This is a genomic window from Tenacibaculum sp. SM2510, from assembly GCF_057002845.1.
In genome coordinates this window covers 702,501-716,074 of sequence record NZ_CP192703.1, presented here as the reverse complement: position 1 = coordinate 716,074, position 13,574 = coordinate 702,501, and the positions used below count along the sequence as shown (strand labels likewise).

5 protein-coding genes, 2 tRNA genes and 3 rRNA genes are annotated in these 13,574 nt (G+C 37.7%); all 10 read left to right on the top strand.

Annotation, left to right across the window (positions count from 1 at the left end):
- Positions 1-76: 76 nt before the first annotated feature.
- The 10 genes from acs (at position 77) to rrf (ending at position 12,910) form a co-directional block, all read left to right on the top strand.
- Positions 77-1,981 (top strand): acetate--CoA ligase, encoded by a 1,905-nt coding sequence (gene acs, locus ACQ629_RS03085; protein WP_483706483.1) that lies wholly within the window; start codon positions 77-79, stop codon positions 1,979-1,981.
- Between the two features lie 66 nt (positions 1,982-2,047).
- Positions 2,048-2,509 (top strand): (2Fe-2S)-binding protein, encoded by a 462-nt coding sequence (locus ACQ629_RS03080; RefSeq protein WP_483706482.1) that lies wholly within the window; start codon positions 2,048-2,050, stop codon positions 2,507-2,509.
- 10 nt (positions 2,510-2,519) lie between these two features.
- Positions 2,520-4,739, top strand: coding sequence for a xanthine dehydrogenase family protein molybdopterin-binding subunit (locus ACQ629_RS03075; RefSeq protein ID WP_483706481.1), 2,220 nt, complete (start codon positions 2,520-2,522; stop codon positions 4,737-4,739).
- A 135-nt stretch (positions 4,740-4,874) separates the two neighbouring features.
- A complete protein-coding gene (locus ACQ629_RS03070) occupies positions 4,875-6,125 on the top strand; it encodes an aminotransferase class I/II-fold pyridoxal phosphate-dependent enzyme (protein WP_483707150.1) in 1,251 nt (416 codons plus the stop codon).
- 104 nt (positions 6,126-6,229) lie between these two features.
- Entirely contained in the window at positions 6,230-6,967 is a 738-nt protein-coding gene (locus ACQ629_RS03065; RefSeq protein ID WP_483706480.1) for a DUF4294 domain-containing protein, read from the top strand.
- Positions 6,968-7,761: 794 nt separating this feature from the next.
- A 16S ribosomal RNA gene (locus ACQ629_RS03060) occupies positions 7,762-9,279 on the top strand.
- Positions 9,280-9,360: 81 nt separating this feature from the next.
- Positions 9,361-9,434: transfer RNA gene (locus ACQ629_RS03055), tRNA-Ile, on the top strand.
- Between the two features lie 87 nt (positions 9,435-9,521).
- A tRNA-Ala gene (locus ACQ629_RS03050) sits at positions 9,522-9,595 on the top strand.
- Positions 9,596-9,817: 222 nt separating this feature from the next.
- A 23S ribosomal RNA gene (locus ACQ629_RS03045) occupies positions 9,818-12,701 on the top strand.
- Positions 12,702-12,801: 100 nt separating this feature from the next.
- A 5S ribosomal RNA gene (gene rrf / locus ACQ629_RS03040) occupies positions 12,802-12,910 on the top strand.
- The 16S, 23S and 5S rRNA genes sit together here with 2 tRNA genes alongside, the layout of an rRNA operon.
- Positions 12,911-13,574: the final 664 nt, after the last annotated feature.

Genomic DNA, 13,574 nt, shown 5'->3' with positions numbered 1-13,574 from the left:
AAAAATGTATGAATACATTTTTTTTTATTTCTATAAAAAAGCTAAATTTAAAACAAATTACAATTAGCTAAATTACATGAGCAACTATCATATAAAACATTTAGAAGAGTACTTTCAAGTATATAAAAAATCAGTAGATACTCCAGAGAAGTTTTGGGAGGAAATTGCTGAAGAACATTTTCTTTGGAGAAAAAAATGGGACAAAGTACTAAGCTGGGATTTTAAGAAGCCAGAAGTAAAGTGGTTTGAAGGCGCGAAATTAAATATTACAGAAAATTGTTTAGATCGTCATTTGTTAACAAGAGGCGATAAAACAGCGATTCTGTTTGAGCCAAATGATATAAAGGAAGAAGCGCAGCATATAACATACAGAGATTTACATCAAAAAGTATGTAAAATGGCAAATGTGTTAAAAGATAAAGGAGTTAAAAAAGGAGATAGAGTTTGTATTTATCTACCAATGATTCCAGAACTAGTTTACTCCGTTTTAGCTTGTGCTAGAATAGGGGCAATACATTCAGTAGTTTTTGCTGGGTTTTCATCAACGGCTCTAGCAACAAGAATAAATGATTGTGATTGTAAAATTGTAATAACAAGTGATGGCTCTTTTAGAGGAAGTAAAACAATAGATTTAAAAGGAATAGTAGATGAAGCGCTAGAAAGTTGCTTAGGTGTTGAAGCTGTTTTAGTAGTTAAAAGAATCCAATCTCATATTACAATGAAAAAGGATAGAGATTTTTGGCTAGCAGCTCTTTTAGATGAAGCCTCAATAGCATGTGAGCCTGAAATTATGGATGCTGAAGATCCGTTATTTATACTATACACATCTGGTTCAACAGGAACACCAAAAGGAATGTTACATACTACAGCAGGTTATATGGTGTATTCGGCATATACTTTTAAAAATGTGTTTAATTACACAGAGAATGATGTGTATTGGTGTAGTGCAGATGTTGGTTGGATAACAGGTCATAGTTACATAATATACGGACCTTTAGCAAATGGCGCTACTTCAGTATTATTTGAAGGTGTACCAAGTTATCCAGATTATAGTCGTTTTTGGCAAACAGTAGAGAAACATAAAGTTACACAGTTTTATACAGCGCCAACAGCCATAAGAGCATTAGCTAAAGAAGGTATTGGTTATGTAGAAAATTATGATTTATCATCATTAAAAGTTTTAGGAACGGTAGGAGAACCAATAAATGAAGAAGCATGGCATTGGTATGATGATAATATCGGTAAAAATCAAGCACCTATAGTAGATACCTATTTTCAAACAGAAAATGGCGGTATTATGCTAACACCAATTCCTTATGTAACACCAACAAAACCAACATATGCAACGTTGCCGTTTATAGGTATTCAGCCAGCTTTAATGGATGAAGAAGGAAAAGAGATAGAAGGAAATCAAGTAAGCGGACGTTTATGTATTAAATTTCCATGGCCTTCGATAGCTAGAACTATCTGGGGAAATCATAAAAGATATAAAGAAACTTATTTTTCTGCATATGAGAATACATATTTTACAGGAGACGGAGCTTTAAGAGATGAAGTAGGTTATTACAGAATTACAGGAAGAGTTGATGATGTAATTATTGTGTCAGGACATAATTTAGGAACCGCACCGATTGAAGATGCGATTAATGAACACCCTGCTGTGGCAGAATCAGCAATTGTTGGGTTTCCTCATGATATAAAAGGTAACGCATTGTTTGGTTATGTAATTTTAAAAGAAACAGGCGAGTCTAGAAACCAAGATAATTTAAGGAAAGAAATAAATCAAATTATAACGGAGCAAGTAGGTGCGATTGCTAAATTAGATAAAATACAATTTACCAAAGGATTACCAAAAACAAGATCAGGGAAAATAATGAGACGTATTTTGCGAAAAATAGCAAATAATGATATTGACAATTTAGGAGATATAAGCACATTGTTAAACCCAGAAGTTGTAGCAGATATAATTAAACAAGCTTAAAAGAAAGCTGTTTTTTAGAAAATAATTAATTTATTGTACCTTACAAATAATAAAAAAACAATCAATATGCCAAATTATACTTTGAAAATTAACGGAAAATCACGCTCTTTTTCTGCGGATGATGATACGCCTTTATTATGGGTTTTACGAGATGAATTAGATATGGTTGGTACTAAATTCGGTTGTGGTATTGCGCAATGTGGAGCCTGTACAGTACATGTAGATGGGACAGCAATGAGAAGTTGCCAGTTAAAAATGTCGATGTTAGATAAAGAAGAAATTACAACAATTGAAGGTTTATCAGAAAATGCAGATCACCCGTTACAAGAGGCTTGGAAAGAAGTTGATGTTCCGCAATGCGGATATTGTCAAGCTGGTCAAATAATGACTGCCGCTTCGTTTTTAAAGGACAATCCAACACCGTCAACAGAAGAAATTCGCGAAGCAATGCATGGTAATTTGTGTAGATGTGCATCCTATAATAGAATTGAAAAAGCAGTAGCAATTGCTGCAAAAAAAATGTCTTAAAAATTGAACTATGAGCACACAAGAAAATAAATTCACGTTTAGTAGAAGAAATTTTTTAAGAACATCAGCATTGGCAAGTGGCGGGATTATAATAGGTTTTAATCTATTTACAGCATGTAAACCAAATGTAACTCCATCAATCGATATCGAAAACTTAAATTATAACGATTTTAACGCTTTTATTAAAATTTCTGAAGAAGGCTATGCAACGATTTTCTCTCCAAATCCCGAAATAGGGCAGGGAGTAAAAACATCAATGCCAATGATTATCGCAGAAGAGTTAGACATCGATTGGGATAAAGTACACGTAGCACAAGCTCCTTTAGATACTAAAAATTATAAACGCCAATTAGCAGGAGGAAGTCAGTCAATACGTTTTGGTTGGGACGCATTAAGGCAAACAGGAGCTACTACAAAACAAATGTTAGTAAATGCAGCTGCCGTAAAATGGGGCGTGGATGCAGCAACATGTAAAGCATCAAAAGGTGTTATTACAAATGCAGAAGGAGAAACTTTAGGTTACGGAGATGTTGTAAAAGAAGCAGCTATTTTAGAAGTGCCTGAAAATGTAACTTTAAAAAAGCCATCTGAATTTACCATTATAGGAAAGAGTGCAACCAATGTCGATTTAGAAAAAATAGTAACCGGTAAACCTTTATTTGGCTTAGATTATAAAGCTCCCGGAATGGTATACGCAACAGTATTACGACCTCCGGCATTTGGACAATTATTAGATTCTTTTGATGCATCCGAAGCAAAAAAAGTAAAAGGAGTAATAGATGTTATAACTATTGGAGATAAAGTTAGAAGTTTTTTAGATTCAGGTAAATCTAATTGGACTTTTAAAATGTCTGAAACAGATAAAGTAGTAGTTGTTGCAGAAAATACGTGGGCAGCTATTAAAGGAAAAAATGCTATAAAGGCTGTTTGGAAAACGAATAATAAAGAATTAGAAAATACTGAAGCTCATGATAAAACGCTAAATGATATTTTAGATGCTAAAGATTTTGATGTACGTCGTGAAGATGGAGATATTGAAAAAGCATTTGCAACAGCAGATAAAATAGTTGAAAGAACTTACCATTCACCTTTTTTACCTCATAATTGTTTAGAGCCAATGAATTTTTTCGCCAATGTTACTCCCGAAAAAGTTGATTTAATTGGCCCAGTACAAACTCCAGAGTTTGCTGCGATGGTGGTTGCAGAAATGTTAGGTAGAGATTTATCCGAAGTTCAAGTGCATATGACAAGAATGGGTGGTGGATTTGGTCGTCGTTTATATGGTGATTTTGTGTATGAAGCAGCTGAGATTTCTAATGTAATTAAAAAACCAGTAAAAGTGATATCTACCAGAGAAGATGATATGACTACTGGTGTTTATCGACCAGCAATAAAATACCGAATAGCAGCATCAATAAAAGGCAATAAAATTACAGGATATCATTTAAAAGAAGCAGGAGCAAATAGTAATATGTACGGATTAATTCCGCACTTTTTCCCTGCGGGATGTATTCCAAACTATAAAGTTTCTACGAAAAATTATCAAAGTGATATTACTACAGGAGCTTGGAGGGCACCATACACTAATTTTTTAGCTTTTGCAGAGCAATCATTTTTTGATGAATTAGCAACAGAATTAAATATAGATGCTGTGCAATTACGAATCGATTTATTGCAAAATGTTAAAGATAATAAAGATGAAAAAATAGAATATTCCGGTAAACGAATGGAAGATACTATTAAGCTAGCAGCAGAGAAAGGTGGTTGGGGAAAAGCAAAAAAAGGTGTTTATCAAGGTTTTTCAGCATATTATAGTCATAATACTCATGTTGCCGAAGTTGCTGAAATTGTTTTAAAAGATGGATTACCGGTGGTTACAAAAGTAGTTGCTGCGGTAGATTGCGGAATTGTTGTAAACCCTACCGGAGCAATAAATCAGGTGCAAGGTGGTGTAATCGACGGAATAGGACACGCAATGTATGGTGATTTAACTTTTAATAACGGAAAACCATCTAACAAAAATTTTGATACCTACCGATTAATAAGAATGAATGAAACTCCTAAAGTAGAAGTGCATTTTGTCGAAAACCAACTATCGCCAACAGGTTTAGGAGAACCTGGTTTGCCGCCAGCAGGTGGTGCTGTTGCGAATGCTATTTTTAAGGCATTAGGTAAAAGATTGTATAAACAACCTTTTATTAAAGAGTTTGATCAATCAATAAAAGGATAAGATTATAGTTTTATATAAAAAGGTGTCATCGTTAAGGCATCTTTTTTATTGATGTTTAATGAAGAAAATATCAATTTTGAAAATCTGTTAAAAAGCGTTAATTTCGCCACATATAAAATTACAAAGGTAATAATGATAAAAGATTTATTTGAAAGAATTAAAGAAGATAAAGGGCCTTTAGGAAAATGGGCAGATAAAGCAGAAGGATATTTTGTGTTTCCTAAGTTAGAAGGACCAATTTCAAACAGAATGTCTTTTAATGGAAAAAAAGTAATTACTTGGAGTATCAATGATTATTTAGGATTAGCAAATCATCCTGAAGTTTTAAAAGTAGATGGAGAATCAGCTTCAACTGATGGATTAGCATACCCAATGGGTGCTCGTATGATGTCTGGTCACACAAAATATCACGAGCAGTTAGAGCAAGAATGTGCTGAGTTTGTTGATAAAGAAGCAGCGTATTTGGTAAACTTCGGATATCAAGGAATGGTTTCGGCTATTGATGCTTTGGTAAACAAAGACGATATTATTGTATACGACATGGATACACATGCCTGTATTATTGATGGAGTGCGTTTACACTCAGGTAAACGTTTTGTTTACCGTCATAACGATATCGAAAGTTGTGAGAAAAACTTAAAAAGAGCTACTAGAATGGCTGAAAAAACTGGTGGAGGAATTCTATTAGTTTCTGAAGGTGTTTTTGGTATGCGTGGAGAGCAAGGTCGTTTAAAGGAGATTATTGCTTTAAAAGAAAAATATAATTTCAGAATTTTAGTCGACGATGCACATGGTTTCGGAACGCTAGGAGAAGGAGGTAGAGGTACTGGTTTTGAGCAAGGTGTTCAAGATGGTATCGATGTATATTTCGCAACGTTTGCAAAATCTATGGCTGGTATTGGAGCCTTTTTTGCAGGTGATAAAGATGTAGTTCAGTATTTACAGTACAACATGAGGTCTCAAATGTTTGCAAAGTCATTACCTATGCCAATGGTAAAGGGTGCACTGAAGCGTTTGGATATGATTCGCACAATGCCTGAGTTAAAAGAGAACTTATGGAAAATTACGAATTCTTTACAGTCTGGTTTACGAAAAGCTGGTTTCGATTTAGGAACAACACAAACCTGTATTACTCCAGTGTTTTTAAAAGGAGAAATACCAGAAGCAATGGCAATGGTACAAGATTTACGTGAAAATCATGCAGTCTTTTGCTCAATAGTAGTATACCCTGTAATTCCTAAAGGATTAATTATTTTAAGATTAATTCCTACTGCAAGGCATACACAAGAAGATGTAGAAGAAACAATCGTTGCATTTTCAGCGATAAGAGAAAAGTTAGAAAACGGAACATATAAAAAAGTTGCAGAAGCTATAATGGCTGAGTAATAAATTATAGATTAAAATAAAAAAGCTCATGAAATTTTCATGAGCTTTTTTATTTTAAAAAAGAAAGGAATACATTTGGAATTCTTTTTGATAAATAAAAAATAATGAAATTTTTTTTACACCTATATATAATATTATTTGCGGCTACCTCAATAGGACAAATAAAAGACACACTTCCAAATTTTAATAATGAGTATTTTTTAATAAAAGAAGGTGATAGTTTAATGATAACATTAAACGAAGTGTCTATTTTACCAAAACATAAATACAATGAGAAATCAGATGCACATTATTATTATTGGTTTCGCCGTAAAGTTTTTAAAGCTTACCCTTATGCCGTACTAACAGTAAAAAAAATAGATAGTGTAAACGCTCATTTATTAGAAATAAATTCAAAAAGAAAAAAAAGACGTTTTGTAAAAAAAACGCAAAAATACCTAGAAGAAGAATTAACAAAACCATTAAAAAAATTAACAAGAACAGAAGGACGAATATTATTAAAGTTAATCCACCGTCAATCAGGTAAAACAGCATTCGATAATATTAAAGAATTGCGAAGTGGTTGGAAAGCTTTTTGGTATAATGCATCAGCAAACGTATTTAAATTATCATTAAAATCAGAGTATTCACCACAAAAAGAAAATGAAGACTTTTTAATAGAGGATGTTTTACAGCGTGCTTTCATTGAAGAAAAGCTAGAGTATCAAAAACCAAAGTTAAAAAAAGAGTATTTATCATTAGTATCAAAAGGAAGAGGTGTCTTAAATCTAGAGGTCTATAAAAAGATGTTTGCTAAGCAGCGAAAAAAGCGCGCAAGGAAAAATAAAAGCAAGAAGAAGTAATTTATGAGGTGTGTTATTAAGTTTGAAAAGCTTTATGGCATGTCAATTTTTCTAAAATTGTCGGGCTTTCACAACTCGCTTTTTTACCAAAAGAGGTCAAAAGAGCTCAAACAAAGAGCTTGTATTGAGCGTAGTCGAAATATTCAATCCCTCACGTGAAGAGCATTTAAAGTCAAAGTTAATAATTTACAAGATTAAAACAGGTGTTAAGTAGTTGTATAACAGGGTTGCATAAAATACTTTAAAAAAAGGTTCATAAAGGTAGTTGTTATGTTAGAAAAGGAATCTATATTTGCACCCGCTAAGAGGAAAACGAATGCTTTAGGGCATGAGTGATATACTCTAAAAGTTCTTGAAAATGCTGGTTAAGATAAGTTCAATAAAGTGTAAAAAATAAGTTAATTTTTTCTTGTTTGATACAAATTAAAGGGAGTATCTTTGCAGTCCGATTTAGGGCAAATAGTTCATTAAAATGTTGTAAAAATAAACTCAAAAAAAACTTCAAAAAGTTTTGTCAGTTTTAGAAAAGTTTATAGATTTGCAACCGCTTTAAGAAAGCGATACGATCAGAGAAATTTTGGAATGGTTTTGTAATAAGAATCAGTTAGTTCGAATCTAGCATTTCTACAAAAAGTCTGAGAAGATAATCAAGTTGAAAATACTTGTGAGTGTCGACTCGACACGTTCATTGAAAATATTGAAATTGACAGCGTAAACAAAGAGTAGAATAACCACGTTCTATTAATTTAGAACAAATTCTTTTGAAACTTATTCATTAATATTATTTAAAATATACAATGAAGAGTTTGATCCTGGCTCAGGATGAACGCTAGCGGCAGGCTTAACACATGCAAGTCGAGGGGTAACATTGTGCTTGCGCAGATGACGACCGGCGGACGGGTGCGTAACGCGTATAGAATCTGCCTTGTACAGGAGGATAGCCTTTAGAAATGAAGATTAACACTCCATAATGTATAGAAGAGGCATCTCTTTTATATTAAACATTTATGGGTACAAGATGACTATGCGTCCTATTAGCTAGATGGTAAGGTAACGGCTTACCATGGCAACGATAGGTAGGGGGTCTGAGAGGATTATCCCCCACACTGGTACTGAGACACGGACCAGACTCCTACGGGAGGCAGCAGTGAGGAATATTGGTCAATGGAGGCAACTCTGAACCAGCCATGCCGCGTGCAGGATGACTGCCCTATGGGTTGTAAACTGCTTTTATACAGGAAGAAACAGTGGTACGTGTACCACCTTGACGGTACTGTAAGAATAAGGACCGGCTAACTCCGTGCCAGCAGCCGCGGTAATACGGAGGGTCCAAGCGTTATCCGGAATCATTGGGTTTAAAGGGTCCGCAGGCGGTCAATTAAGTCAGAGGTGAAAGCCCATCGCTCAACGATGGAACTGCCTTTGATACTGGTTGACTTGAGTTATACGGAAGTAGATAGAATAAGTAGTGTAGCGGTGAAATGCATAGATATTACTTAGAATACCGATTGCGAAGGCAGTCTACTACGTATATACTGACGCTCATGGACGAAAGCGTGGGGAGCGAACAGGATTAGATACCCTGGTAGTCCACGCCGTAAACGATGGATACTAGTTGTTGGACTTCGGTTCAGTGACTAAGCGAAAGTGATAAGTATCCCACCTGGGGAGTACGGTCGCAAGACTGAAACTCAAAGGAATTGACGGGGGCCCGCACAAGCGGTGGAGCATGTGGTTTAATTCGATGATACGCGAGGAACCTTACCAGGGCTTAAATGTAGATTGACAGGACTAGAGATAGTTTTTCCTTCGGGCAATTTACAAGGTGCTGCATGGTTGTCGTCAGCTCGTGCCGTGAGGTGTCAGGTTAAGTCCTATAACGAGCGCAACCCCTATTGTTAGTTGCTAACAGGTAATGCTGAGGACTCTAGCGAGACTGCCGGTGCAAACCGTGAGGAAGGTGGGGATGACGTCAAATCATCACGGCCCTTACGTCCTGGGCTACACACGTGCTACAATGGTATGGACAATGAGCAGCCACTGGGCGACCAGGAGCGAATCTATAAACCATATCACAGTTCGGATCGGAGTCTGCAACTCGACTCCGTGAAGCTGGAATCGCTAGTAATCGGATATCAGCCATGATCCGGTGAATACGTTCCCGGGCCTTGTACACACCGCCCGTCAAGCCATGGAAGCTGGGGGTGCCTGAAGTTCGTTACCGCAAGGAGCGACCTAGGGTAAAACTGGTAACTAGGGCTAAGTCGTAACAAGGTAGCCGTACCGGAAGGTGCGGCTGGAACACCTCCTTTCTAGAGAAAGATGGTGAGTTACAAAAGGAAATTTTACTCTTTGCTGTTAATTTTAAAAAAACACTAATAATAAGCTATTATAGTCTCGTAGCTCAGCTGGTTAGAGCGCTACACTGATAATGTAGAGGTCGGCAGTTCGAGTCTGCCCGAGACTACTATAAGGCGATTTATTAGAAAGGAAATTCTAGAAATTAGAGGATTCGACATTCAAATCTCTGAATAGTATTCTAGGATTTTATAATGGGGGATTAGCTCAGTTGGCTAGAGCGCTTGCCTTGCACGCAAGAGGTCATCGGTTCGACTCCGATATTCTCCACTAGGCAATGCCTAGGGATAATTAAATTTATTCCAAGAGTATTGCAGAATTTAAGTTGATAAAATACTTATCAATGGCGATTCGCCATGTTCATTGACATATTGGTAAAATGATATCGTAAAGAAATCAAGATAGAGAGTTAGAGTTAAATCTAACAACAATATTTTTTATAATAAATTATAAAGAGCTCGTTCTAAACATTTATGTTTAGAGCAAAAAGTACAATAAGCTAAATAAGGGCGTATGGCGGATGCCTAGGCTTTCAGAGGCGATGAAGGACGCGATAAGCTGCGATAAGTAACGGGGAGAAGCACATATTTTATGATCCGTTAATTTCCGAATGGGGCAACCCGGTATGTTGAAGACATATCACCTCGTAAGAGGGGCAAACCCGGTGAACTGAAACATCTAAGTAACCGGAGGAAGAGAAAACAATAGTGATTCCGTTAGTAGTGGCGAGCGAACGCGGATTAGCCCAAACCATATTTGTTACGGCAAATATGGGGTTGTAGGGCTGCGACATTAGAATCTAAGTGAACTAGAATTGTCTGGAAAGACAAACCGAAGAGAGTGATAGTCTCGTATAGGTAAGCGAAGAAGATATAGCAGTACCCTGAGTAGTGCGGGACACGAGTAATCCTGTATGAATCCACCGGGACCATCCGGTAAGGCTAAATACTCCTGAAAGACCGATAGTGAACTAGTACCGTGAGGGAAAGGTGAAAAGAACCCTAAGTAAGGGAGTGAAATAGAACCTGAAACCGTACGCCTACAAGCGGTCGGAGCACATTTACTGTGTGACGGCGTGCCTTTTGCATAATGAGCCTACGAGTTACTGTTACTAGCAAGGTTAAGGATTTAAGGTCCGGAGCCGAAGCGAAAGCGAGTCTGAATAGGGCGACCATAGTTAGTAGTAGTAGACGCGAAACCGAGTGATCTACCCATGGGCAGGTTGAAGCTGTAGTAACATACAGTGGAGGACCGAACCAGTTGACGTTGAAAAGTCTTTGGATGACCTGTGGGTAGGGGTGAAAGGCCAATCAAACTCGGAAATAGCTCGTACTCCCCGAAATGCATTTAGGTGCAGCGTTGAGCGAAAATTTTATAGAGGTAGAGCTACTGATTGGATGCGGGGGCTTCACCGCCTACCAATTCCTGACAAACTCCGAATGCTATTAAATGTTACTCAGCAGTGAGGGCATGGGTGCTAAGGTCCATGTCCGAGAGGGAAAGAACCCAGACCATCAGCTAAGGTCCCCAAATATATGTTAAGTTGAACTAACGAGGTGAAACTGCTTAGACAGCTAGGATGTTGGCTTGGAAGCAGCCATTCATTTAAAGAGTGCGTAACAGCTCACTAGTCGAGCGGTTTTGCATGGATAATAATCGGGCATAAACATATTACCGAAGCTATGGATTTACGTTGAAAGACACGTAAGTGGTAGGGGAGCATTCTATTTGCGCCGAAGGTGTACTGTAAGGTATGCTGGAGCGGATAGAAAAGAAAATGTAGGCATAAGTAACGATAAAGGGGGCGAGAAACCCCCTCACCGAAAGACTAAGGTTTCCTCAGCGATGCTAATCAGCTGAGGGTTAGTCGGGTCCTAAGGCGAATCCGAAGGGAGTAGTCGATGGATAACAGGTTAATATTCCTGTACTTCTTATAATTGCGATGGGGTGACGGAGTAATGAAAGCACCGCGAACTGACGGAATAGTTCGTTGAAACATGTAGCTATTGGAACTGTAGGTAAATCCGCAGATCTAGGTGAAGTGTGATAGTACAACAAATCTTCGGATGCGTTGATAGTGTGCCTAAAGGCTTCCAAGAAAAACCTCTAAGCTTCAGATTATGAGAACCCGTACCGTAAACCGACACAGGTAGTTGGGATGAGAATTCTAAGGTGCTCGAGTGATTCATGGCTAAGGAACTAGGCAAAATCGACCCGTAACTTCGGGAGAAGGGTCGCCCATCTTCGGATGGGCCGCAGTGAAAAGGTCCAGGCGACTGTTTATCAAAAACACAGGGCTTTGCTAAATTGAAAGATGATGTATAAGGCCTGACACCTGCCCGGTGCTGGAAGGTTAAGTGGAGTTGTTAGCCTCGGCGAAGCAATGAAATGAAGCCCCAGTAAACGGCGGCCGTAACTATAACGGTCCTAAGGTAGCGAAATTCCTTGTCGGGTAAGTTCCGACCTGCACGAATGGTGCAACGATCTGGACACTGTCTCAGCCATGAGCTCGGTGAAATTGTAGTATCGGTGAAGATGCCGATTACCCGCAGCGGGACGAAAAGACCCCGTGAACCTTTACTATAGCTTCGTATTGGTTTTGGATAAGTAATGTGTAGGATAGGTGGGAGACTATGAAGCGGCGTCGCTAGGCGTTGTGGAGTTGTCCTTGAAATACCACCCTTTGCTTATCTAGAGTCTAACTCAGCAATGAGAACAGTGCGTGGTGGGTAGTTTGACTGGGGTGGTCGCCTCCAAAAGAGTAACGGAGGCTTCTAAAGGTTCCCTCAGCACGTTTGGTAACCGTGCGTAGAGTGCAATGGCATAAGGGAGCTTGACTGAGAGACATACAGGTCGATCAGGTACGAAAGTAGAGCATAGTGATCCGGTGGTTCCGCATGGAAGGGCCATCGCTCAAAGGATAAAAGGTACTCCGGGGATAACAGGCTGATCTCCCCCAAGAGCTCACATCGACGGGGGGGTTTGGCACCTCGATGTCGGCTCGTCACATCCTGGGGCTGGAGAAGGTCCCAAGGGTTGGGCTGTTCGCCCATTAAAGTGGCACGCGAGCTGGGTTCAGAACGTCGTGAGACAGTTCGGTCTCTATCTGCTGTGGGCGTTAGAAATTTGAGTGGATTTGACTTTAGTACGAGAGGACCGAGTTGAACTAACCTCTGGTGTATCTGTTGTTCCGCCAGGAGCATTGCAGAGTAGCTACGTTGGGAAGGGATAAGCGCTGAAAGCATATAAGCGCGAAACCCACCACAAGATGAGATTTCTTTAAAGGGTCGTGGAAGATTACCACGTTGATAGGATACAGGTGTAAAGGCAGTAATGTCATAGCCGAGTATTACTAATAACCCATAGGCTTATGTATAGTTCCCGGTCTTCGGACCGGGACGCAAACTCTTTTGATAATTTACGATATGATTTTACTAATATGTTAACTTATACAGTTGCAATATACTGAAACAATTTAAGGTGATTATCGCAATGGGGCTCACCTCTTTCCATCCCGAACAGAGAAGTTAAGCCCATTTGCGCCGATGGTACTGCCAATGGTGGGAGAGTAGGTCGTTGCCTTTCTTTTAAACCTCAATCTTTATAGATTGAGGTTTTTTTTTACGCGAAATTTAACTGAAATACATCGCTTTTAGCATAATTACCCCTCTTCTTATATTATAAATAAAGCTTATATAATTTTAAATTACTCATAGCTTTCTATTTTTTCTAATAGTTCGTTTCCCTTTTTCTCTAAATTAAGGTTAACTATAGCACTATAATGACTGATTGTAAATTTATTAATTGGGTGTTCTGCGAGTTCAAATTATTATAGCAGCCAATATGTTCAGACGCTGATTAAAACCACAGTATTTATAATCCTAAATTCAAGATATTTCTTAGAAAATAAAAAGAATAAAGTACTATTAAGTAACCCAAACTTATACAGTACAATTATGTACAAAAAAAAGGATTACAAATAGCTTTATAGTCTCCAGAGAAGGAAAATGAAAATTGATTAGTAGAAAGGAGTGATTAAAAAACACTGATTGTAATTTATAAAGAGAAATATTGAATAAAAACGCTTTTTAGAGCATGCAATTATCGAGATTAAATTAGAATATAAACTTATAAAAAGATAAAAAACAAGTTTTTAGTGTTCTCTAAAAAGTGAAGTAAACAAAAAGCGATATTTTGCAATAATGTTTCAAGCAATTTTAAAAGAGTAGATAGGTGAAAAACGAAAAAA